Annotated in this window: 23 protein-coding genes and 1 pseudogene; 13 read left to right on the forward strand and 11 right to left on the reverse strand. The window is 69.6% G+C overall.

The features are described from left to right. Window positions 1–90 precede the first annotated feature (90 nt). From hemQ to hemL, 6 genes are all read left to right on the forward strand, one after another. Window positions 91–840 (forward strand): hydrogen peroxide-dependent heme synthase, encoded by a 750-nt coding sequence (gene hemQ, locus ACPPVW_RS08020; protein ID WP_426625972.1) that lies wholly within the window; start codon window positions 91–93, stop codon window positions 838–840. Further along, the gene (locus ACPPVW_RS08025; protein ID WP_426625973.1) at window positions 837–2,033 is read left to right on the forward strand and encodes a ferrochelatase; all 1,197 of its coding nucleotides are present in this window, start codon (window positions 837–839) and stop codon (window positions 2,031–2,033) included. Before hemQ ends, ACPPVW_RS08025 begins: the two co-directional genes overlap by 4 nt. Beyond that, on the forward strand, window positions 2,030–3,031 hold the full coding sequence (hemC, locus tag ACPPVW_RS08030; protein WP_426625974.1) for a hydroxymethylbilane synthase: 1,002 nt from the start codon (window positions 2,030–2,032) through the stop codon (window positions 3,029–3,031). Before ACPPVW_RS08025 ends, hemC begins: the two co-directional genes overlap by 4 nt. Next, on the forward strand, window positions 3,028–3,813 hold the full coding sequence (locus ACPPVW_RS08035) for a uroporphyrinogen-III synthase (protein ID WP_426625975.1): 786 nt from the start codon (window positions 3,028–3,030) through the stop codon (window positions 3,811–3,813). Before hemC ends, ACPPVW_RS08035 begins: the two co-directional genes overlap by 4 nt. A gap of 92 nt (window positions 3,814–3,905) precedes the next feature. Beyond that, window positions 3,906–4,832 carry a porphobilinogen synthase gene (gene hemB / locus ACPPVW_RS08040; protein WP_426626266.1) on the forward strand — a complete coding sequence of 309 codons (927 nt, stop codon included), beginning with the start codon at window positions 3,906–3,908 and terminating at the stop codon, window positions 4,830–4,832. Then, window positions 4,820–6,223: a glutamate-1-semialdehyde 2,1-aminomutase gene (hemL, locus tag ACPPVW_RS08045; protein ID WP_426625976.1), complete on the forward strand. Its 1,404-nt coding sequence runs from the start codon at window positions 4,820–4,822 to the stop codon at window positions 6,221–6,223. The genes hemB and hemL overlap by 13 nt, the downstream gene beginning before the upstream one ends. Before the next feature lie 23 nt (window positions 6,224–6,246). Here hemL and ACPPVW_RS08050 read toward each other — a convergent pair whose 3' ends face one another. The 5 genes from ACPPVW_RS08050 to ACPPVW_RS08070 form a co-directional block, all read right to left on the reverse strand. Beyond that, on the reverse strand, window positions 6,247–6,483 hold the full coding sequence (locus ACPPVW_RS08050; RefSeq protein ID WP_426625977.1) for a hypothetical protein: 237 nt from the start codon (window positions 6,481–6,483) through the stop codon (window positions 6,247–6,249). Window positions 6,484–6,521: 38 nt separating this feature from the next. Further along, window positions 6,522–7,775 (reverse strand): sugar ABC transporter permease, encoded by a 1,254-nt coding sequence (locus tag ACPPVW_RS08055; protein ID WP_426625978.1) that lies wholly within the window; start codon window positions 7,773–7,775, stop codon window positions 6,522–6,524. Next, a complete protein-coding gene (locus ACPPVW_RS08060) occupies window positions 7,772–8,611 on the reverse strand; it encodes an ATP-binding cassette domain-containing protein (RefSeq protein ID WP_426626267.1) in 840 nt (279 codons plus the stop codon). Before ACPPVW_RS08060 ends, ACPPVW_RS08055 begins: the two co-directional genes overlap by 4 nt. Before the next feature lie 148 nt (window positions 8,612–8,759). Next, window positions 8,760–9,878 (reverse strand): sugar ABC transporter substrate-binding protein, encoded by a 1,119-nt coding sequence (locus tag ACPPVW_RS08065; protein ID WP_426625979.1) that lies wholly within the window; start codon window positions 9,876–9,878, stop codon window positions 8,760–8,762. A 147-nt stretch (window positions 9,879–10,025) separates the two neighbouring features. Next, window positions 10,026–11,207, reverse strand: coding sequence for an ROK family transcriptional regulator (locus ACPPVW_RS08070; RefSeq protein WP_426625980.1), 1,182 nt, complete (start codon window positions 11,205–11,207; stop codon window positions 10,026–10,028). Window positions 11,208–11,356: 149 nt separating this feature from the next. Here ACPPVW_RS08070 and ACPPVW_RS08075 point away from each other — a divergent pair, with 149 nt between their 5' ends. Next, complete coding sequence (locus tag ACPPVW_RS08075; RefSeq protein WP_426625981.1) at window positions 11,357–11,743, forward strand: hypothetical protein; 387 nt, start codon at window positions 11,357–11,359, stop codon at window positions 11,741–11,743. A 4-nt stretch (window positions 11,744–11,747) separates the two neighbouring features. Here the strand turns inward: ACPPVW_RS08075 and ACPPVW_RS08080 are convergent, their stop codons facing one another. Beyond that, complete coding sequence (locus ACPPVW_RS08080; protein ID WP_426625982.1) at window positions 11,748–12,137, reverse strand: DUF1304 domain-containing protein; 390 nt, start codon at window positions 12,135–12,137, stop codon at window positions 11,748–11,750. A gap of 24 nt (window positions 12,138–12,161) precedes the next feature. On the opposite strand from ACPPVW_RS08080, the gene ACPPVW_RS08085 reads away from it, so the two are divergent. Beyond that, window positions 12,162–13,382, forward strand: coding sequence for an FAD-dependent oxidoreductase (locus ACPPVW_RS08085; protein ID WP_426625983.1), 1,221 nt, complete (start codon window positions 12,162–12,164; stop codon window positions 13,380–13,382). Window positions 13,383–13,403: 21 nt separating this feature from the next. On the opposite strand, the gene ACPPVW_RS08090 is transcribed toward ACPPVW_RS08085, so the two are convergent. Both ACPPVW_RS08090 and ACPPVW_RS08095 read right to left on the reverse strand, forming a co-directional pair. After that, window positions 13,404–13,784 carry a DUF1304 domain-containing protein gene (locus ACPPVW_RS08090; protein WP_426625984.1) on the reverse strand — a complete coding sequence of 127 codons (381 nt, stop codon included), beginning with the start codon at window positions 13,782–13,784 and terminating at the stop codon, window positions 13,404–13,406. 42 nt (window positions 13,785–13,826) lie between these two features. Continuing rightward, on the reverse strand, window positions 13,827–14,849 hold the full coding sequence (locus ACPPVW_RS08095; RefSeq protein WP_426625985.1) for an MDR family oxidoreductase: 1,023 nt from the start codon (window positions 14,847–14,849) through the stop codon (window positions 13,827–13,829). A gap of 159 nt (window positions 14,850–15,008) precedes the next feature. Here ACPPVW_RS08095 and ACPPVW_RS08100 point away from each other — a divergent pair, with 159 nt between their 5' ends. Continuing rightward, the gene (locus ACPPVW_RS08100) at window positions 15,009–16,493 is read left to right on the forward strand and encodes an LssY C-terminal domain-containing protein (protein WP_426625986.1); all 1,485 of its coding nucleotides are present in this window, start codon (window positions 15,009–15,011) and stop codon (window positions 16,491–16,493) included. Window positions 16,494–16,511: 18 nt separating this feature from the next. On the opposite strand, the gene ACPPVW_RS08105 is transcribed toward ACPPVW_RS08100, so the two are convergent. Continuing rightward, window positions 16,512–18,095 (reverse strand): Na+/H+ antiporter, encoded by a 1,584-nt coding sequence (locus ACPPVW_RS08105; protein ID WP_426625987.1) that lies wholly within the window; start codon window positions 18,093–18,095, stop codon window positions 16,512–16,514. 85 nt (window positions 18,096–18,180) lie between these two features. After that, a complete protein-coding gene (locus ACPPVW_RS08110) occupies window positions 18,181–19,065 on the reverse strand; it encodes a rhodanese-related sulfurtransferase (RefSeq protein WP_426625988.1) in 885 nt (294 codons plus the stop codon). A gap of 81 nt (window positions 19,066–19,146) precedes the next feature. On the opposite strand from ACPPVW_RS08110, the gene ACPPVW_RS08115 reads away from it, so the two are divergent. Both ACPPVW_RS08115 and ACPPVW_RS08120 read left to right on the forward strand, forming a co-directional pair. After that, window positions 19,147–19,935, forward strand: coding sequence for a polyprenol monophosphomannose synthase (locus ACPPVW_RS08115; RefSeq protein WP_426626268.1), 789 nt, complete (start codon window positions 19,147–19,149; stop codon window positions 19,933–19,935). 9 nt (window positions 19,936–19,944) lie between these two features. Further along, window positions 19,945–20,475: a YbhB/YbcL family Raf kinase inhibitor-like protein gene (locus ACPPVW_RS08120; RefSeq protein ID WP_426625989.1), complete on the forward strand. Its 531-nt coding sequence runs from the start codon at window positions 19,945–19,947 to the stop codon at window positions 20,473–20,475. A 4-nt stretch (window positions 20,476–20,479) separates the two neighbouring features. Here ACPPVW_RS08120 and ACPPVW_RS08125 read toward each other — a convergent pair whose 3' ends face one another. Beyond that, a complete protein-coding gene (locus ACPPVW_RS08125; protein WP_426625990.1) occupies window positions 20,480–21,118 on the reverse strand; it encodes a LysE family translocator in 639 nt (212 codons plus the stop codon). Window positions 21,119–21,202: 84 nt separating this feature from the next. Here ACPPVW_RS08125 and ACPPVW_RS08130 point away from each other — a divergent pair. Both ACPPVW_RS08130 and ACPPVW_RS08135 read left to right on the forward strand, forming a co-directional pair. After that, a pseudogene (locus tag ACPPVW_RS08130) lies at window positions 21,203–21,295 on the forward strand (methylisocitrate lyase); the annotation flags it as partial. A 77-nt stretch (window positions 21,296–21,372) separates the two neighbouring features. Further along, complete coding sequence (locus ACPPVW_RS08135; RefSeq protein WP_426625991.1) at window positions 21,373–22,500, forward strand: bifunctional 2-methylcitrate synthase/citrate synthase; 1,128 nt, start codon at window positions 21,373–21,375, stop codon at window positions 22,498–22,500. Window positions 22,501–22,599 lie beyond the last annotated feature (99 nt).

Below are 22,599 nucleotides of genomic sequence, written 5' to 3' on the forward strand. Positions count from 1 at the left end.
AGTGCCCCATCCCGGGCCGGATAGGAGCATCTACGTGCCCCTCGGCCTCCTGGTTTTTGCCTTCACAGGTTTGCGAGGGAGACTGTCGGTATGAGTAACCCGGCTGCCGTCCCGGCAGAGTCGACCTCCCCCGAAACACGTGCCTCTCAAGCGACTGGCCCTGAAAACCCCAGCGGGTTCACCTTGTGGGCCGTCCTGCGCCGTGACCCGGCGCGCCCCGACGATCTCGACGGCACCGACGTCCCGAAGGCGGTGGAAGAACTCGAAGGCGTGATCGCCGACCTCGAGCTGCAAGACGTCACCACCCGCGGTCTGTACGACGTGAGCGGGCTCCGCGCCGACGCCGATCTGATGATCTGGCTGCACGGCCCGGAGGCCGAGGGGCTGCAGTACGCGCTGCGCCAGCTACGCCGCACCCGCCTCCTCAAAGCGCTGCTGCCCACCTGGAACGCGATGGGTGTGCACCGCGACGCCGAGTTCAACCGCTCGCACGTCCCCGGGTTCCTGCGCGGCAAGGAGCCGAAGGGCTGGCTGTGCGTGTACCCGTTCGTGCGGAGCTACGAGTGGTACCTGCTGCCCGACGAGGAGCGGTCGCAGATGCTGGCCGAGCACGGCCGCAAGGGCGCAGCGTTCCGCGGAGTGCTCGCGAACACCGTCGCCTCCTTCGCCCTCGGCGACTACGAGTGGATCCTTCCGCTCGAGGCCGACGAGCTGACCGACCTCGTCGACGTCATGCGCGACCTTCGCTACACCGAGGCCCGACGTCACGTGCGCGAAGAGGTGCCGTTCTTCACCGGCCGTCGCATCGAGCCCGCCGAGGTCGTGGAGGTCCTGCAGTGACGGGAACCGAGGCCGCGCCTCGCGTGCTCGGGGCCACGCCGGCCGCCGCGTCCGGTCCCGAGCACGTCACCGAGCCGGTCGCTTACGACGCGATCCTGCTCGCCGGTTTCGGGGGCCCGGAGGGCCAGGACGATGTCATCCCCTTCCTCCGCAACGTGACCCGCGGTCGCGGTATCCCGGAGGAGCGGCTCGAGGAGGTGGCGCACCACTACCGCCACTTCGGCGGCGTGAGCCCGATCAACGACCAGAACCGCGAGCTCAAGGCCGCGCTGGAGTCCGAGCTCGTGTCGCGCGGCATCGACCTCCCCGTGCTGTGGGGCAACCGCAATTGGGACCCGTACCTCGAAGACGCGCTGCGCGAGGCGGAGGAGCGCGGCTTCCGGCGCATCATCGCGATCGCCACCAGCGCATACTCCTCGTACTCGAGCTGCCGCCAGTACCGCGAGGACTTCGCGCGCGTGCTCGAGGAGACGGGGCTGGAGGGCACGATCCAGATCGACAAGGTGCGGCAGTTCTTCGATCACCCCGGCTTCGTCGAGCCGTTCATCGAGGGTGTGCGCATGGCGGTCGACCGGCTCCGCGAGCGCATCCCGGGCATCGACCCTGCCACCGAGATCCGCCTCCTCTACTCGACGCACTCGATCCCGTCCACCGACGCGGCCAAATCCGGCCCGGCCGAGCGAGCCGATACCGGTGAGCACTGGGGCGAGGGCGGCGCGTACGCCGCGCAGCACCTGGCCGTCGCCGAGGTCGTCTCGCAGGCGGCGACCGGGGGGAGGATCGGGTGGGATCTCGTCTACCAGTCCCGCTCGGGGCCGCCGTCGATGCCCTGGCTGGAGCCCGACATCAACGACCGCATCGCGGAGCTCCCCGGTCTCGGCGTCAAGGCCGTCATCATCGTGCCGCTCGGCTTCGTGAGCGACCACATGGAGGTGCTCTGGGACCTCGACAACGAGGCGATGGAGACCAGCGACGAGAACGGCCTCGTCGCCGTGCGCGTCCCGACTCCGGGAACACACGCGCGGTACGTGCAGGGTCTCGTGGATCTCGTGCTCGAGCGGCGCGACGGCGTGCCGGTCGATCAGCGTCCGGCGCTGACCTCCCTCGGCCCCTGGTACGACGTGTGCCGGCCGGGTTGCTGCGAGAACGTCCGCCTGGGCTTCAAGCCCGCCGCCGCGGGGCTCGCACCGTGACCGGCGCGGTGAGCCTGGCCGAAGGCCGCGCAGACCGGCGCGACGGAGTGCTGCGCATCGGGACCCGCGGCAGCGCGCTCGCGGTCGCGCAGACCCGCGCCGTCGCCGAGTCGATCGCACGGGCGACGGGTCTCCACGTCGAGCTGGTGACCGTCACGACGCACGGCGACACCTCCCGGGAGTCCCTGTCCGACCTGGGCGGCACCGGCGTCTTCGCCACCGCCCTGCGGGAGGCGCTGCTGGCCGACGAGTGCGACCTCCTCGTGCACTCGCTCAAAGACCTCCCGACCGCCGCAGCCCCCGGCCTCGTCATCGGCGCCGTGCCCAAGCGGGCCGATGCGCGCGACGCCCTGTGCGCTCGCGAAGGCTGGACGCTCGAGACGCTGCCCGAGGGCGCGAAGGTGGGTACCGGCTCGCCGCGCCGCGTCGCCCAGCTGAAGTCGGTGCGACCCGACCTCGACGTGACGGACATCCGCGGCAATGTGGACACTCGTCTCGGGAGGGTGGCGGAAGGCGACCTCGACGCCGTCGTCCTGGCCGCGGCGGGTCTCGGCCGGCTCGGCCGACTGGATGCCGTCACCGACTTCTTCGCCCTGTCGCAGGTCCCGACCGCGCCAGGCCAGGGCGCGCTCGCACTGGAGATCCGCGACGGCGAGCAGACCGGCCGCGGTGACGTCGCGCGCGCGCTGAAGGCCGTCGACCACACGACCACCCACGCCTGCGCGACCGCCGAGCGCGCCGTACTCGCCGGCCTCGAAGCCGGCTGCGCCGCACCCATCGGCGCCTCGGCGCTCGTCGACGACGGGCTGCTCTTCCTCACCGCCACCGTCTACCGTCCCGACGGGACCGAGCGGCTGACGGCGTCCCACGCCGCCACCCCGGACTCCTTCGGCGCCGCGGACCTCGACGAGGCCGCGCGCGATGTCGGTTCACGTGTGGTGGCTGAACTGCTCGCCGCGGGAGCGGCCGGCCTGGCCCCGCTCGGGAGCGCTCGATGACCTCCAGGTCCCCCTCCCCGAAGCCGCTCGCCGGCTGGCGCGTCCTCGTGCCCAGAGGGGGCCCGTGGGGTGACTCCGTCGCGGCCGACCTCCGCGCGAAGGGTGCGTCGCCGGTCGTCGCCGCGATGATCAACTTCGCGCCGACAGCCGATGCGCCGGCGCTCGAAGCAGCCCTGGCGCGCCTCGCCGACGGCGGGTTCGACTGGGTCACCGTCACCAGCGCGACGACTGTCGACGTCCTGAGCGCGGCCCGCGCGGTCGTGCCGCCGACCACCCGGATCGCGGCCGTCGGGGAGACCACCGCCGCCGCGCTCGTCGCGGCCGGCTACACCGTGGATCTCGTTCCCGCCGAGGACAACTCGGCGCGCGGACTGCTGGAGGAGTGGGAGGCAGCGACCGAGGGAGTCGTGCCGTTGCGCGTGCTCACCCTGCGCTCCGAGATCGCCAAACCCCTCCTGACCGAGGGGCTGCGTCGCATCGGCCACCGGGTCGAGTCCGTCGTCGCCTACCGCACAGTGGGCATTTCCGTGCCCGACACGATCGTCGCCGAAGTGCGCGACGGCCTGGTGCAGGCCATCCTGGTCACCAGCGGTTCGGTGGCGGAGCAGGTGCAGGTGCAGCTCGGACCGATCCCGGAGACGACCCTGGTCGCGGCCATCGGGCCGCGGACCGCACGTGACGCGCGCGAATACGGCTTGCGGGTGGATGTGATCGCCGCCGAACGCACGGCCGCCTCCCTCATCGAGGCGGTCGCGGCTGCCGCCCGCCCCAGCGCCCCCTGACGGCCGGCACCCAGCGCGGCGGGCGTAGGCTGGGGAGAGTGAGTGAGTTCCATCCCGTTGTGCGGCCGCGACGGCTCCGGCAGTCGCCTGCAATGCGCCGTCTGACCGCCGAGACCCGCCTTCACCCGGCCGAGCTGATCCTCCCGTTGTTCGTGCGCGAAGGCGCCACCGAGCCGCAGCCGATCGCCTCCATGCCGGGAGTCGCGCAGCACAGTCTCGATTCCCTGAAGCGCGCGGCCGTGGGGGCCGCGGAGGCCGGCGTCGGCGGAGTCATGCTCTTCGGCGTGCCGCAGACCCGCGACGCCGTCGGCACCGCCGCCACCGATCCGGACGGCATCCTCAACGTCGCCACGCGTGCGGTCGTCGATGAGGTCGGCGAAGCCCTCGTCGTGCAGACCGACCTGTGCCTCGACGAGTTCACCGACCACGGCCACTGCGGGGTGCTCGACGGCGATGGTCACGTGGACAACGACGCGACGCTGCTGCGGTATCGCGACATGGCGATCGCGCAGGCGGAGGCCGGATCGCAGCTGCTCGGTCTGAGCGGGATGATGGATGGCCAGGTGGCCGCCGTCCGGGACACCCTCGACGCGGCGGGCCGCACCGATGTCGTCATCCTGGCCTATGCCGCGAAGTACGCCTCGGGCTTCTACGGCCCGTTCCGGGAGGCCGTCGACTCTCAGCTCACCGGCGACCGCCGCGCCTACCAGCAGGACCCGGCGAACCGCCGCGAGGGCTTGCGCGAGGCCCGTCTCGACCTCGACGAGGGCGCCGACATCCTCATGGTGAAGCCGGCTTTGAGCTACCTCGACGTGCTGAGCGACGTCGCCGCGATCAGCGACGTGCCGGTCTGGGCCTACCAGGTCTCCGGCGAGTACGCGATGGTGGAGGCCGCCGCAGCGAACGGCTGGATCGACCGCGAGCGCGTCATCGAGGAGACCCTGATCGGCACACGCCGCGCGGGCGCCGACGCTGTGCTCACCTACTGGGCGACCGAGGTCGCGGGATGGCTGCGATGAACGCCTTCAACATGGACAACAGTCACACGGGCGACAATCACACCGGCGACATCCACGACCTGCAGGGTCTGGCCGATGGCGCCGCGATCGGCGACGTGAACCTGGCGCAGTTCGAGCGCGCTCTGCGGGTGATCCCCGGCGGTGTCAATTCGCCGGTCCGGGCGTTCCGCTCCGTCGGCGGCACGCCGCGCTTCATGGTGTCGGCGCGCGGTCCCTACATCGTGGACGCCCAGGGTCGCGAGTACGTCGACCTGGTCGCCTCGTGGGGGCCGGCGATCCTCGGCCACGCGCATCCCGCCGTCGTCTCGGCGGTTCAGGAGGCCGCCGCCCGCGGCCTGTCGTTCGGCGCGTCCACACCGGCCGAGACCGAGCTCGCGGAGGCCGTGCTCGCCCGCGTCCCGTTCGTCGACAAGCTGCGGCTCGTGTCGACCGGGACCGAGGCGACGATGACCGCGATCCGTCTGGCGCGCGGCTACACCGGCCGTCCGCTGCTGATCAAGTTCGCCGGGCATTACCACGGCCACTCCGACAGCCTCCTCGCCGAGGCCGGCTCGGGGCTTGCGACGCTGTCGCTGCCCGGGTCCGCCGGCGTCACGGAGGCCACGGCCGCGCAGACCCTCGTGCTCCCCTACAACGACCTCGACGCCGTGCGCGCCGCGTTCGAGGCGAACGGCCCCGACATCGCGGCCGTGATCACCGAGGCCGCCGCGGCCAACATGGGCGTCGTCGCACCGGACGAGGGCTTCAACGCCGCGCTGACCGACATCGCGCACGAGTACGGCGCGCTGCTCATCCTCGACGAGGTGCTGACCGGGTTCCGCGTGAGCGAGGCAGGCTACTGGGGTCTCGACCGCGGCTATACGCCGGATCTCGTCACGTTCGGCAAGGTCATCGGCGGCGGCATGCCGCTGGCGGCGGTAGGCGGTCGTGCCGATCTCATGGACTTCCTCGCACCGACGGGACCGGTCTACCAGGCGGGCACGCTCTCGGGCAATCCGGTGGCGGTGGCCGCCGGCCTTGCCACGCTGGCGAACGCCGACGAGGCGGTCTACGACCGGCTCGACGTCGTGGCCGACACGGTCTCGAGCGCCGTCTCCGACGCGCTGGCGGCGGCGGGCGTCGCCCACCGCGTCCAGCGTGCGGGCAACCTGTTCAGCTTCGTGTTCGGCGACTTCACCGCGGCGCTGCGCACGTACGCCGAGGTCCAGTCGCAGGAGACGTTCCGGTACCGTCCGTTCTTCCACGCCATGCTCGACGCCGGGGTCTCGCTGCCGCCGAGCGTGTTCGAGGCGTGGTTCGTCACGGCCGCCCACGACGACGCCGCGCTCGACCGCATCCTCCAGGCGCTGCCCGCGGCCTCCCGCGCGGCCGCGCAGGCCTCCCCGAGCTGATCGTCAGCGCTTCCCGCCCGGGGTCACTCGTCGGCGGCGGAGGGATCGCGCGAGAGCGACTCGACGTACGTATATGTCGCCGAACTCGGCCAGCCGTCGGCGTCGAGCAGCGCGTAGACGTCGAAGTTCAGCCGGCCACCGCCTCCCGCAGCGCGTCGCAACGTGCGTGGAGGCACGTCCGACGACGCCCGCACCGTCACCGTCTGCGGGGCCGCCCCTGAACGCAGAAGGCGGGCGTGGAAGGTGGTGGTCCGGGTCACCGATCCACCTTCTCACACCCGCCCTGGGTCGCCGTCCGCTAAGCCTGTCCGTGCGATACGCGCGAGCGGCGGGACAGCGAGTCGATGATCACCGCGAGCAGCAGCACGGCGCCCGTGATCATGAAGCGGTACGACGAGTCGAGGTTCAGCAGCGTCAGGCCGTTGGAGATCGACTGGATGACCAGGATGCCGAGCAGCGCCGACCACGCCGATCCGCGGCCGCCGAAGAGGCTCGTGCCGCCGATGACCGCTGCCGCGATGGCGTTCAGGTTCGTGTCGGTCCCACCGGAGCCCGCGCTCACCGATGCCAGGCGCGCAGCGGCCAGCAGCCCGCCGACGGCGGCGAAGGTCGAACACAGGATGAACACGCTGATGAAGATGCGGTTCACCTTGATGCCGGCGCGCCGTGCGGCCTCCACCGAGCCTCCGACCGCGAACACCGAACGGCCCCACCTGGTGCGCGTGAGGAAGAAGTTCATCACGATCACGAGGATCACGAACAACAGGAACATCGCCCCCGTGCCGCGGTCGGTCGAGAGGTACCACACGGCGATGCACAGGCCGATCAGCAGCAGCCCGGACTTGATCAGGACCGCGGCCATCGAGCCCTCGGACAGGCCGGCTTTGCGGCGGCGGATATTGCGCCGCCAGTCGGAGGCGAACATCGCGATCGCCGCGATGGCGGCCAGTGCGTACGCCGCCCACGGCGGCAGGAAGGTCTGCTGGGCGAACTTCACGATCCAGGAGTCGTACGGGATGTTGATCGAGCTGTTCGGGCCGAGGATCCAGAGCTGGACGCCGAGGAACCCGAGGAGGCCGGCGAGCGTGATCACGAAGCTCGGCACGCCGAACCGGGTGAAGAGGATGCCGTACAGGAAGCCGATCGCGGATCCCGCGAGGATGGCGACGATGACCGTGAGCGCCAGCGGCCAGTGCAGCTGCGTGAAGCCGACGCCGAGGATGGCCGCCGCGACCCCGCTCACCGAACCGACCGAGAGGTCGATCTGGCCGAGCAGCAGTACGAGCACGATGCCGATCGAGATGGTGCCGATCGCGGCGCACTGGAGGGTCAGGTTGACGAGGTTGTTGGCGCTGAGGAAGTTGGGGTTCAGGATCTGGAAGACCACCCAGATCACGATGAGTCCGATGACGACCGGCAGGGAGCCGAGGTCGCCTCCGCGCACGCGACGCCCGAAAGCGCGGGCGGCGCCGGCCAGTCCCTCGTCACGGATCAGTCGTTCGTCCTGCAGGTCGGCCGCGAACTGGGCCGGAGTCTCGGGTGCCTTGGTCATCGGTCTTCCTTCCCTTCAGTGCGCTCGATGAGCTCGACGCGTTCCTCGATGCGTCCGGCTCGCTGCGAGACGGCGTTGTCCGTCGCGCCGGTGATCGCCGAGATGATCTCTTCGTAGCTGACGTCGGGAACCCGGAAGTCCCCGTTGTTCCGGCCGAGGCGCAGCACCGCCACTCGGTCGGCCACTGCCTGCACATCGGCCATGTTGTGACTGATGAGGATGACGCCGAGCCCTCGCTCGCGCAGGCGCTCGATCAGGTTGAGCACCTCGGCGGTCTGGGCGACGCCGAGGGCGGCGGTCGGCTCGTCGAGCATGACGATGCGCGGGTCGCCGATCAGCGACCGCGCGATGGCCACGGTCTGACGCTGGCCTCCCGACAGCGAGGCGACGGCGATCCGGACGGACGGGATGCGCGCGGAGAGCTGCCGAAGCAGGCTCCACGAGCGCTTCTCCATCTCCTCCTCGTCGAGGGTGCCGTGCGTGATCTCGCGTCCGAGGAAGAGGTTGGAGACGACATCGAGGTTGTCGCAGAGGGCGAGGTCCTGGAACACCGTGGCGATTCCGAGCGCACGCGAGGCCGATGGCGACGGGATGTGCACATCCTGCCCGTCGAAGGTGATCGTCCCTGCGTCCTGGGGGTGCACCCCGGCGAGGATCTTGACCAGCGTCGACTTTCCCGCTCCGTTGTCGCCGACGAGGGCGACGACCTCACCGGGGTAGACGTCGAGGTGGATGTCGGTGAGCGCCTGGACGGCACCGAATCCCTTCGAGATGCCACGAAGCGACAGGACGGGCTCTCGATTGGACTTTTCCTGGTCGGTGACTGCGGATTCCATCGTCACGGCGTTCTCCTTCGGGCCTGACGCGATCAGTCGCGTGATGTGTGCGTACTGCTGCTGCTTGGCTAACTGTAAGGCGGAACCACCCGGCCCGGGGATGGCGGGTATCCACATCCCAGGCCGGGTGGTTCTGGTGAATCGGTGGTTACTTGACGCCGTACTTGTCGCAGGCCGTCTTGTAGTCCGCGGTGCAGATCTTCGCGGCGGAGTCCGAACCGTAGAACTGGTCCTTCACGACCGTGGACTCGATGTTGTCCGTGGTCACTGCGACCGGGGTCAGCAGGATGGACGCGATCTTCGCGCCGCCCGCGGTGTCGACCTCTGTGGTCTGCTCGGACGGCTTCTGGCCCTTGGTCAGCGCGATGGCGAGCGTCGCCGCCTGCTCGGCCTCGGGCTTGAGGGCTTTGTAGACCGTCATGTACTGGTCGCCGGCGAGGATCCGCTGGATGCCCGCGAGCTCGGCGTCCTGACCGGTGACCGGCGGGAACGGGCTCAGGTTCGCCGCCTTCATTGCCGCGATCGCGCCACCACCGGTGCCATCGTTCGCCGCGTAGACGCCCGTGATCTGGTCCTTGAACTGCGAGACCTGTCCGGACACCCAGTCCTGGGCCTTAGCAGGGTCCCATCCTGGTGTGTCGAACTCGGCGAGCACCTTGAAGCCGCTGGAGTCGATGACGCTGTGCGCGCCCTTCTTGAAGAGGGTCGCGTTGTTGTCCGTCGGCGAGCCATTGACCATCAGGATGCCGCTGCCCGAGGCGACGCCGTCCTTCTTCAGCTTGTCGACCAGTGCTGTCGCCTGCAGCTTGCCGACCTTCTCGTTGTCGAACGAGATGTAGTAGTTGAGGTCGGGGCTGTTGATGAGACGGTCATAGGAGACGACCGGGATGTTCTTGGCCTTCGCCTCGCCCACGATCGACGCGGCGGCCTCGCCGTCGAACGGGTCGAGCACGAGCACCTTGACGCCCTGGGTCAGCATGGACTCTGCCTGCTGCTGCTGCTTGCTGGCGTCGCCATCGGCGTTCGCGTAGAGCACCTGACAGCCGGAGCAGAGCGATTTGACCTTCGCCTCGAAGTACGGCTTGTCGGCCGCCTCATAGCGGGCGGTGACCGAGTCGGGCAGGAGGAGGCCGATCTTGGCGTTCGCGGCACCCGACGCGTTGTTCGTCGACGTGTTGCCGGAGCCGTTCGAACACGCGGTGAGGGTGAGGGCTGCGGTCAGGATCGCTGCGGACGCGATGACCGCTCTCTTGGTGGCGATCTTCATTGAAAAACCTCCGATTCGAGACCGCCTTCGTTGGCGGCTGGGTTGAGTGTGTCAGTGCGGGCGCTTTGGCGTCAATACTTGAATTCAAGCTTTCGATAACGGTTCGTCACGGTTGGGACACGGCGAGCCGGCCATCGCGGCCGACCGTTACACGGCCACTCCGACACTCGTGATCGAGACGCTGTCGACGGCGTGCGCGACGGCTCCCAAGGTCGCCGCCCGCACGCCGAGCTGTCCCTGCACGATGTCGGGCATCGCGTCCTCGTTCACGATGATCGATCGCTCCACCGCGTGCCGCATCGGGCCGAGCAGCAGCTCGCCCGCCCGCGCCAGCTCGCCGCCGACGATGATGCGCTCCGGGTCGAGGAGGTTGCAGAGGTTGGCCGTGGCTATCCCGATGTGCTTGCCCGCGTCGGCGATGGCCCGGATGCAACGGGCATCGCCCGCCATCGCCTGCACCACCAGATCGCTCAGTTTCAGGCTGCCGAGGTGATCGCGCAGCTCATCGAGGACGGCGGGGCCTCCCGCGATCGCCTCCAAGCAGCCGCGGTTGCCGCAGCGGCAGAGCGGGCCGTTCTCGCGGATCGTGGTGTGACCGAACTCGCCGGCGACGCCGTTGTTCCCTCGGAAGAGCTGGCCGTTCAACAGGAGGCCTGCCCCGATCCCGTCGCCGACGTCCAGTGTGATCGTCGTGCGCTTGCCGCGGCCCGCGCCCAGCCGCGACTCCGCGAGCGCCGTGAGATTCGCCGCGTTGTCGATGAACACCGGCCGCTTGACGCGGCGCTCCAAAGCCTCGGCGATGACCACGCCGTCCCAGCCACGCATGATGCCGCTTCGAGCGATGGTGCCAGTAGCGCGATCAAGCGGCGCGGGCACCGCGAGGCCGACCGCGAGAACTTCCTCGCGGGAAGCGTCGACGGAGTCGAGCATGTCCGTCAGCAGCAGGGCGACCTTGTCGAGCTCGTTGTCGGCGCGGTGGTCCTTGGCGAGCGGCATGTGGTTCTCCGCCACCACGGTGTTGGCGACGTCGGCGAGCGCCACGCGCAGATGACGCGTGGAGAAGTGCACGCCGACGACGAGCCCGAGCGCGTGCGCGAGCGTCACGTGCTGAGCGCGCCGTCCGGAGCGGATGCTCTGCGCGGTATGGAGGACTCCGGAGGTCGAGAGCTCCTTGACGATGTTCGAGACCGTGGCGGGGGAGAGGCCGGTCGCGCCGGCCAGCTCGACCTGGGTCAAGCCTCCATGTTTCTTGATAGCGTCGACGATCCGAGCCCGGTTGGCTTCACGAAGTGAAGTCTGCGAGCCCGGAGTCCGCCGCTGCGTTGCCACGACGAGAAGGATACATGGCACTCAGGCGAGCCGATCCTGAGAGTTCGTGCCTGGCATCTGCGGCATTCCGTCCGCCCTCCAAGCCAACGGTTATGGCTTTGTGAGATTCGCACCCCCCGCCGATGGTGGTCGCCAGGCAGGATAGACCTATGGCCGACCTGCACGTCCACCCCGACCGCCTGGAGATCCATCTCACGCGGGCCGAGAAGGTGCTGTCCATGCGCAGGGACGATCTGGTGATCCCCCGCGACAGCATCCGGTCGGTGGCGATCACCGAAGACCCGTGGATCTGGATTCGCGGCATTCGCGCACCGGGCGCGGCCGTGCCGCTCACCCTGTCGTTCGGAACCTGGAAGTTCCACGGAGGCAGGGACTTCCTGCTCATCAAGGGCAAGCAGCGCGCTGCCGTGGTGGTCGACCTCGACGGTGAGCAGTTCTCGCGCGTGATCGTCTCGACGCCGCACGCTGCGAAGCTGGTGGAGGCGCTGCGCGTCGACGTCAACGAGATCCCGGTCGACGGCGAGATCATCGACTGACGCCTCACCCCGCGTGGGCGAGCGAGAACACGACGAGCCCGATCAGCGGCGGGAGCCCCTGCAGCAACGCCGCGCGCCAGTAGCGCCGGCCCGTCGTGAGCAGCACCATCGCGGCGAGCACCATGCATGCGCCGGTGAAGAAGATGAGCCCGAACCCGACGTGTCGCAGCGTCGTCCAGTACAGCACGAGTCCGACAGCCGCCCCGAAGGCGAGGAAGAGGTTGTAGAAGCCCTGGTTGTAGGCCATCGGGCGAACCACGTCCGCATCCCGTTGGTCGGCGATCCCGAATCGGCGCCACACGTTCGGTGACGACCACAGCATGCTCTCCATGGCGAAGAACGCGAGGCGCACGATCACCGCGAATGCGATGAGTACGGATCCGACGATCGCCATGTGGGGAGGATACGCTTCGGGGTCATGGAAGTGATGGAGGCGTCCTGCGCCATCTCCGGGGGCGGGCCGGCGGGCATGATGCTCGGCCTGATCCTCGCGCGTGCCGGTCTCGATGTGGTCGTGCTCGAGAAGCACGCCGACTTCTTCCGCGATTTCCGCGGTGACACCATCCACCCGTCGACGATCGGGGTGCTCGGCGAGCTGGGGCTGAGGGACGCCTTCCTTGGCCTCCCGCACAACAGCATCCGCACGCTCGATGCGGTGGTCGACGGCACCCGGCTGCACCCGATCGACTTCGGGAGGCTGAAGCCGCCGAACGACTTCCTCGTCCTGGCGCCGCAATGGGACTTCCTGACCTTTCTCGCCCAGGAGGCGGAACGGTATCCGAACTTCCGGCTCCTCCTGCAGACCGAGGCCACCGGCCTGATCCGGGAGGGCGATGTCGTACGCGGCCTGATGGCGCGCGGACCGGGGGGCGAGCTGCGCGTGGAGGCCGACCTCACCGTGGCGGCCGACGGTCGCGACTCGGTGCTGCGGGCCGCCGCGGGCCTCCGCCCGCGCCGCTTCGGCGTGCCCATCGACGTGATCTGGTTCCGGCTGCCGAAGCCGAAGGTGACGCAACCCTCGACGTTGGCGTATCTGGGCGACGGCGCGATGGTCGTCACGATCGATCGCGGCGACTACTTCCAGACCGGCCTGGTGATCGCGAAGGGCGGCATCGACGAGCTCGAGGAGGCCGGTCTCCCTGCGTTCCGGTCGGCTGTCGCCGGAGCCGCGCCGTTCCTCCGGGAACCGTTGGAGACGATCACGGACTGGGCGCCGCTCACGCTGCTGAGCGTGCAGGTGGACCGGCTTCCGCGGTGGTACCGACACGGTTTCCTGGCGATCGGCGACGCCGCGCACGCGATGTCCCCGGCCTTCGGCGTCGGCGTGAACTATGCGGTTCAGGACGCCGTTGCAGCGGCGAACGCGCTCGCGGCTCCCCTGCGCGACGGCCCGGTCGACCTGCGGCTGCTCGACGCCGTGCAGCGTCGCCGCCTGCCGGCTGTGGAGTGGATGCAGCGCATCCAGCTGGCGGCGCACCGCCGAATCTCGCGGCCGGGAGCCGGTCCGATCCTTCCCTCGCCGCCGTCTCCCGCACTGCGGCTGGCGATCGCCGCCGCGACACCGCTCGTGCAGCGATTCACGGCACAGCTGGTCGGGCGCGGGTTGCGACCCGAGTCCGTCGCGCCCGACCTCCGTTGAGGCGCTCGCCGGCCACGCGCGTCAGGAGAGCAGCATCAGCACGATGCCGACGAGCGGCAGCACGCCCTGGATGATCGCGGGGCGCAGGTAGCCGCGGCCGGTGGTCACGAGCACGATCGACGCGGCAAGCATGCTGGCCATCGTGAACAGGATCAGCGCGAGTCCCGTGGCGTGCAGGCCGACCCCGAAAAGGATCAGCCCGATGATCGCGCCGATCGCGAGGAACAGGTTGTAGAACCCCTGGTTGTAGGCCATCGGCCGGGTCGTGTCGGCTGCGGCCTGGTCGGCGACGCCGAAGCGCTTCCAGATCGCGGGTCGCGCCCAAGCGACGCTCTCCATCACGAAGATCCCGATGTGCAGGGCTGCGGCCAGGGTGACGACGACGGTCGCGAGGACGATCATGCGGTCAGCCTAGGGCAGGGATGGTGCTGAGGGTGTGTCTGCCTAGGCCCGGACATCGACGACGGTGCGCCCGTGCAGCCTCCCCGCCAGGATGTCCGCCGCCGCGGGGATCGCCTCGGAGAGTGGGATGAACCGCGTCATCGCCGCGAGTGCCTCCTCGTCGAGGTCGGTGGCGATGCGCCGCCAGGCTGTCTCCCGGAGTGCCGGCGGGGCCTCCACCGAGTTGATGCCGGTCAGTGTGACGCCGCGGAGGATGAACGGCATGACGGTCGTCGGGAGGTCGGCGCCCTGCGCAAGGCCGCAGGCGGCGACCGTCCCGCCGTAGCTGGTCTGTGCGAGCACGTTCGCCAGGGTGGTGCTGCCGACGGAGTCGATCGAGCCCGCCCAGCGCTGCGTCTGCAGGGGTCGGCCGGGGTCGGAGAGCTCTGCCCGGTCGATGATGGAGGTGGCGCCGAGGTCGGTCAGGTAACCTCCCAGCTCTTCCACGCGCCCGGTGGAGGCCGTAACCGGGTATCCCAGTTTCGCCAGGAGGGACACCGCGACCGAGCCGACACCTCCCGCCGCGCCCGTGACCAGGACGCTCGACCCCGACGCGTGCACCTGCTCGGGATCGACGCCGTTGCGCTCCAGGGCGAGTACGGCGAGCATCGCGGTGAAGCCGGCTGTGCCGATCGCCGCCGCCTGCTCGTTCAGGAGCGTGTCCGGCACTCGCACCAGTGCGTCGCCGCGCACGCGGGCGCGCTCGGCCAGGCCGCCGTGATGGCTCTCGCCGATGCCGTCCCCGTTCAGCACCACCCGGTCTCCCGGCCGCCATCGTGGGTCCTCCGACGACTCGACGACGCCCACCAGGTCGATCCCCGGGATGAGGGGCGACACCCGCGCGACGCCCGGACGCCCGGCGATCGCCAGACCGTCCTTGTAGTTCACGTCGGAGAACTCGACGGCGACCGTGACGTCGCCGGGCATCAGGAACGCGTCCGTCAGCTGCCGGGCCTCGGCCGTGTGCGCGAGGATGCGGCTTCCCTCGGTCTCCTGCTCGATGACGATGGCGCGGAAGTCGCCCATGGCTCTCCTTCGGTCAGTGCGTTTCGGATCGCAGTGTGTGAGAACGGGTCAGTAGTAACGGTCGTGGCACCGGGCAGGTCCCCTCGAGCCGAGGGTCGCGGTGATGGAGGTCATGACGCCACCCTACGACCCGCGGCTCGCCCCCTCTAGGATGGGCGCATGGTGGGGTCCGGCGCGCCGGGAGGACCGCCGCGGTCCGATTCCGCGGCCGGTGGTCCCACGCCGTCCAAGACGCTGTCCGCCACCGGTCGGCGGGTGTCCGTCAATGCCATCGTCGACAACGCGTTCTTCGTCTTCGGCGGCATCGCGGCGATCTGGCTGGCGTGGCTCGTGCTCACCGAGAGCTTCGCCTGGGGCTGGTTCCTCGTCCTGTTCTTCGTGCTCTTCTGGATCATGCTCGCCTACCTGGTCCTCCCGCGGCTGCATCGCATCCTCACCCAGATCTACGTGCCCGATTACTTCATCGGGCGGGCGCGCACCAGTGACGGGCTGTTGGGCGACCCGATCAACCTGGCGCTGCTGGGATCGGAGGCGCAGCTCGACGAGTCGATGACGGCGGCGGGCTGGACCCGCGCCGACGACGTCACCGCGGCATCCAGTCGCCGCATCATCACGTCGACGCTGCTGCGGCGCAGCTACGACGAGGCGCCCGTGAGCCCGCTGTTCCTGTTCGGTCATCAGCAGGACATCGCCTACCAGCAGGAGGTGCGCGGGAACCCGGCGAAACGGCATCACGTGCGGTTCTGGCGCTGCCCGGAGGGGTGGCTGCTCCCGGGCGGGCATGGCGTCGACTGGCTGGCCGCGGGAACGTTCGACCGGTCCGTCGGGTTCTCGCTCTTCACGCTGCAGATCACGCACAAGATCGACGCGAACACCGACATCGAGCGCGACCACATCGTCTCGACACTGAACCAGGCCGAGATCGGCGCGGAGGTGTCCGTCATCCGCGACTTCTCGTCCGGCTACCACGCACGCAACGGCGGAGGGGACAGCATCGAGACCGACGGCGACCTCCCTGTCGTCGATCTCACGGCGGTGCAGGTCGCACCTCGGGCGGTGGCGGTCGCCGCGGAGGCGGACGAGCGCCGGCTCGCCCGGGTCGAGCGCCGACCGGTGCCCACGACGCTGGGCTTCCTGCTCATGCTGCTGCGGGTGCTCGCCGGTGTGCTCACGGTGGTGCTCATCGTGATCGCCTGGCCCGCGTTCATCCGCTCGCAGCTCGTGTCGCAGGCGGGGCAAGCGCTCACCGCCGCCGAGCAGCAGGGCGCCGACCTCGTGTTCGGGATCGCGATGGGCGTCTTCGCGGCCGGGCTCGTGTTCTATTTCGCGCTCGCCCTGCTGGTCTTCACCGGCAGCAACTGGGCGCGCATCGCCTCGATGTCGTACAGTGCGCTGCTCGTGATCCTCGCCGCGCTCGACTTCTTCGACGGCGGCGAGCAGGTGACGCTGCACGCGAATATCCTGGGGCTGCCGCTGGACATCCTCGTCGTGCTCGCGCTCTCGTCGCAGCGCGCACGCACCTGGGCGCGGCGACCCCGGGCGCGGTCGCGCCTCGGTGCCGTCGCGGGCGCCGGAGCCGCTGCAGCGCAGGCCGAGGCGCTCGCCGCAGCGGATGCGCCCGCCGACGACACGACCGTGCCCTGACGCCCTGTCGCGCCGGGCTCACATCAGCTTCTTGCCGTCGGTCCCTCCCGCCTTGAGCGCAGACTCCTCCGCGTCCAGGAACGCCAGCACGGAGCGCACGGCCACCTCCTGATACCGGCCTTCCGCTCGCGCGTCGAGCACCGCCTGCCGTTCGGCGGCGATCATCGTCCTCCGGAGCCTGCGGTATTCGAGCGGGGCGTCCTCGGTGTCCTCCGGCGTCGGGTTCTCGAGCGCGTCAGCGAGGAACACCGCGTTGACGCGCAGCCGCTCGATGACCCGGTCGTCCTCCTCGCCGGTCACCTGCGACTCCAGGTGTTCGAGCCCTGCCGATTGCGCCTCGGCCAGCAGCCGCTGCATCTCGCCGGCCTCCTGAGCGAAATCCGGAGGCGGCAGCCTGAGCCTGCGGATCACCCACGGCAGCGCGAGCCCTTCGAGCAGAGTCGCGACCACGACGACGAACGCCAAGAACTGCAGGAACTCCCGGTGCGGGGTCGCCGTGGGGAGGAGGAACACGGCCGCGAGCGTCACCACCCCGCGGATGCCGGCGAACGACACCGCGATTCCGGTCGGCCAGGTCCAGCCGCGTTCTCGGAGCCGCGCGGGCCCGTAGCGGTAGAGCGCGGTGGTCCCGACCATCCACACGAACCGCGCCAGGAACAGCGCCAGCAGCACGGCGATGCTGATCCACACCGTCTCGGCCACCGTGATGCCGGAGCGGAACGCCGAGTTCAGGATGCTCGAGAGCTCCAGCCCGATGAACAGGAACACCGCGTTTTCGAGCAGGAACTCGATCGTGCGCCAGTTGATCGTCTCGGCGATCCGCGCTTCGGCGGTCTGGATGGTGGGGGAGCGGAACCCGAGGTAGAGACCGGCGACCACGACGGACAGGATGCCGGAGCCGTGCAGGAACTGCGACGGGATGAACGCCAGATACGGGGTGATCAGGCCGAGGGAGGTGTCGAGCACCGGCGACCGCAGCTGCTTGCGGATCAGCGACAGGACCCAGCCGACGAGCAGACCCATCCCGATGCCGACCACGACCGCGATCACGAAATCGCCGGCGATCGCCCACGGATTGACGACGCTGACGATCGCGGCGATGGTCGCGTTCAGGGCCACCAGCGCAGTCGCGTCGTTGAGCAGGCTCTCGCCTTCCAGCACGGTCACGAGTCGTCGGGGGAGGTGCACGCGTCCGGCGATCGCCGTCACGGCCACCGTGTCGGTCGGGGCGACGACCGCGCCGAAGGCGAAGGCCGCGGCGACCGTGATCGCCGGCACCACCAGCCAGGTGGTGAACCCGACGACCACGACAGTGAACACCACGAGGCCGACCGAGAGCAGCAGGATGCCGTCACGCCTGGCGCGGACATCGACGATCGAGGTCTGGATGGCGGCGGCGAAGAGCAGCGGAGGCAGCAAGCCGTACAGCACGACCTCGGGTTCCAGAGCGACCTGCGGCACGCCCGGGATGAACGACGCGATCGCGCCGACGACCACCAGGACGACGGGGGCCGACCAGCCCACGCGGCGCGAGAGGCCCGTGACCGTGACCGTCACGACGACGAACGACACGATCCAGACGATGGTGGAGACCGGATCCATGGTGTTCATGATGGCCGCAACGCGAAACGGGCAGCAATGGTTCCCGGCGATTGCTCCGGGTGAGAGCGTCGGCGCCTTCGCTTGCTCAGGCGTGCGTGGCGCAGGCCAGGGCCGAGCACGTCTCGCACACCACGAGCTGCTCGCGGCACGAGACATCGGTGCAGTTGCGCATCCGGTCGGAGGCCGCTCCGCATCCGGCGCAGCGGCCCACGACCGCAGTGTGGTCCGAGAAGCGCACTGAGCCGCGGCCGTCGAAGACGTAGAGCGAACCCTCCCAGAGGCCGTCGTCGCCGAAGCGCTCGCCGTAGCGCACCACGCCGCCGTCGAGTTGATAGACCTTTCCGAACCCACGGGTGCGCATCAGCCCGGAGAGCACTTCGCAGCGGATGCCTCCCGTGCAGTAGGTGACGACCGCTTTGTCCTTCAGGTGGTCGTAGCGCCCGCTGTCGAGCTCGGCGACGAACTCCCGGGTGGTGGCCACATCGGGCACGACCGCGTCGCGGAAGCGCCCGATCCCCGCCTCGAAGCGGTTGCGTCCGTCGAAGAACACCACGTCGTCCCGCTGGTCGAGCAGTGCGTGGAGGCCGTCGGGGTCGAGTCGCTCGCCGCCGCCGACCACGCCGGTCGGATCGACACGCAACTCCTCCGGGGCGCCGAACGAGACGATCTCGTCGCGCACCCGCACAGAGAGCCGCGGGAAGTCGAGGCTCGCGCCTTCGTCGTCCAGCCTGGAACCCTCGCTCCACGTGACGTCGAGCCCGTGGAAGGCGGCGTAGTCCTTGGTCTTTCGCACGTAGCGCTTGAGCGCGCCGAGCTCACCGCCGAGCGTTCCGTTGATGCCGTCCTTCGACAGCAGGATTCGTCCGCGCAAACCGAGGGACTCGCACAGATCGCGCTGCCACAACCGCACCGCGTCCGGATCGGGCAGCGGGGTGAAGACGAAGAAGAGCAGGACCTTGGCGACGGGCACCGAGGGATGCTAGCAGCGCCGACTGCGAATACCGACAGATTCGTACGCCCCCCATCCGGCAGAATGGATGATGGTATGAGTATGCAAACCATCGTGATCCTTCCGACGTACAACGAATGCGAGAACATCGGGACCGTCGTGGGACGGATCCGCGTCTCCGCGCCGGAGGTCGACGTGCTCGTGGTCGACGACGGCTCGCCCGACGGCACCGGCGAGATCGCCGACGCGCTCGCCGCGACCGACGCCAGCGTGCGCGTCCTGCACCGCGCGGGCAAGGAGGGCCTCGGCGCCGCGTATCGCGCGGGCATGTCCTGGGCGCTGAACGCCGGCTACAAGGCAGTCGTCGAGATGGACGCGGATGGCTCGCACCGCCCTGAAGAACTCCCGTCGCTGCTTGCCGCTCTGCGCGCGATGCCGTCGGGCGACGGCGCGGACGGCGCCGACCTGGTGCTCGGATCCCGCTGGGTCGCCGGTGGCGGCGTGGTCAACTGGCCGGCCCATCGCCGACTGCTCTCCCGCGGCGGCAGTGCCTACTCGCGGTTCTGCCTCGGGGTGCGTGCGCGCGACGTCACCGGAGGCTATCGGGCGTTCACGGCGGATGCGCTGCGACGCATTCGCTTCGACGCCGTCGAGAGCCAAGGCTACTGCTTCCAGATCGACATGCTGCGTCGGGCATACGACGCGGGTCTCGCCGTCGTGGAGGTGCCGATCACGTTCGTCGAGCGCGAGCACGGCGCGTCCAAGATGACCGGCGGCATCGTCGCGGAGGCGATGCTGCGGGTGACCGGCTGGGGCATCGTGGGCTTGCCCAAGCGCTTCCGCAAACAGCCGGAGCGATCGGACCTGACGGAGTCCACGCAGCGGGCGTAGGTTGGCTCCATGTCGAGAGATCCGCTGGAGCGCTTCGGCGCCGTACCTCAGTTCACCCTCACGAGCGATGACATCGCAGACGACCGGCCGCTCGCGCGAGCACAGTGGGGAGCCGGCGGTGGCGGCGGCGACGTCTCGCCGGAGCTGTCCTGGAGCGGTTTCCCCGCCGAGACGAAGAGCTTCGCCATCACCATCCACGATCCCGACGCGCCCACCGGCTCCGGCTTCTGGCACTGGGCGGTCTACAACATCCCGGCCTCGGTGACCTCGCTGGCGGCCGGCGCGGGAGCGGAGGGCGGGGCCTCCCTGCCGCAGGGCGCGGCGATGCTCTCGAACGAGTTGCGATCCAAGAGCTTCACCGGCGCGGGCCCGCCTCCGGGGACGGGCGCGCACCACTACTACGTCGTGGTGCACGCGCTGGACATCGACCACCTCGATCTCGACCCCGAGTCGACACCGGCGGTGCTGGGCTTCAACGCCCACTTCCACACCTTGGCTCGCGCCGTGCTGGTCCCGGTGGCGACCGCGGGGGACATCTAACCGCTCAGTGCTTGTTCCCCGTCAGCGCGAGGACCCCGCCGAGACCGATCATGAGCACGCCGCCTGTGGCGCCGAGCCGTTCGACGCGCTTCGGCGACCGTCCGAACCACACTCGGGCGGTGCCGGCGGCGAGCGCCCAGACGCTGTCGAACGTCAGCGCGAGCAGGAGGAAGACGACGCCGAGCTCGAAGAGCTGCACCGGGATGGAGCCGGCCCGATAGTCGACGAACTGGGGAAGCACCGCCACGAAGAACACCAGCGACTTCGGGTTGGTCAATCCGACGAGGAACCCTTCGCCGAGGATGCGCAGACGCGAACGCCGGGGCGGCGTCGCCTCGTGCGTCACGGCGGTGTGGCGGCGATGGCGGATCGCCTGCACTCCCAGGTACATCAGGTAGGCAGCGCCGGCGAATTTGATGATCGTGAACACCACCAACGACTGGGCGACGAGGACCCCGATCCCCAGCGCCACTGCGATCACGAGCGGCAGCATCCCGAGGGCGTTTCCGAGCACGCTCAGGAGGCCGCCCAATCGGCCGAGGGCCAGTGACCTCCCGATCACGAACAACACGCTCGGCCCGGGGATGACGATGAGCGCGATCGACGCGATCGCGAACGCGAGCAGGGAGGGAGCCGGGACCATGAAGAGGAGCGTAGGCGCGGTAGGTTCGTCGTGTGAAGTCTCACACGTCCGTGCGTCGCAGCGACGAGAACCTCGACCGTCACGATGCAGCATCGCGCCGACCTCTACGACCTGATTGACTACCAGGGATACAACGCGTTCGACACCTCGGTGTTCGACTTCGAGGTGCGCCGCTGAGGGCTGCTCACGGCCCCGACCGTCATGAGCCCCGACCGCCACGAGCCCCGACCAGCACAGCAGCGAAGGAGCAGCACATGACCGACCCTGAGATTCACAAGGGCCTCGCCGGCGTCGTGGCCGACACCACGACCATCTCGTCCGTCAACCCGCAGACCAACTCGCTGCTCTACCGTGGCTACCCGGTGCAGGAGCTGGCTGCTCAGTGCTCGTTCGAGGAGGTCGCCTGGCTGCTGTGGCACGGCGAGCTGCCCACGGCGGAGGAGCTGGAGGGCTTCGAGAAGCTGGAGCGCGGCCTGCGCCGGCTCGACGACCGCACCCGTCGGGCGCTCGACGACATCCCCGTCTCGGCGCACCCGATGGACGCGCTGCGCACAGCGGTCAGCCAACTCGGCGGCCTCGACCCGACGCTGGAGCAGGAGAACGGCATCCTCGACCCCGAGCTGAATCTTGGCCGGGCGGTCTACCTCTTCGCGCAATTGCCCACGATCGTGGCATACATCCAGCGTCGGCGTCGCGGGCTCGATCTCGTGGAACCGCGGGACGACCTCGACTACGCACGCAACTTCCTGTGGCTGACGTTCGGGGAGGTGCCCGACGACGTGGTGGTAGACGTCTTCCGGGTCTCGCTCGTGCTCTACGCCGAGCACTCGTTCAACGCCTCCACGTTCACGGCGCGGGTGATCGCCTCCACCCTCTCCGACATCTACTCGGCCGTGACCGGCGCGATCGGCGCGCTCAAGGGGCCGCTGCACGGCGGCGCCAACGAGGCCGTGATGCACGCGTTCGACGAGATCGGCAGTGCTGACCGGGCGGAGGCGTGGCTCGACGACGCGCTGGCCCAGAAACGCAAGATCATGGGCTTCGGTCACCGCGTCTACAAGAACGGCGACTCCCGGGTGCCGACGATGCGCTCCGCGCTCGAGGCGCTCGTCGAGCACTACGGGCGCCAGGACATGCTCGACCTCTACGACGCCCTCGAGAACGCGATGGGCGAGCGCAAGAACATCAAGCCCAACCTCGACTATCCCTCCGGCCCGGTCTACCACCTGATGGGGTTCGACACCGAGACTTTCACGCCGCTGTTCGCCGCGGCGCGCGTCAGCGGGTGGACGGCCCACGTCTTCGAGCAGTATGCCGACAACTCCCTGATCCGCCCGCTCTCGCAGTACACCGGCCCTGCCGAGCGCCACCTGAGCCGCTGACCCGGGCTGCGCCGGCAGCCGAACAGCAACGGAGAGATCCGTCCCATCGCGGGCCGGATCTCCTCCGTTCGCTGCTCTTTCGGCCCGCCTCGGTCCGGA

Source organism: Leifsonia sp. McL0607 (assembly GCF_049993355.1).
Classification (GTDB): Bacteria; Actinomycetota; Actinomycetes; order Actinomycetales; family Microbacteriaceae; genus Leifsonia.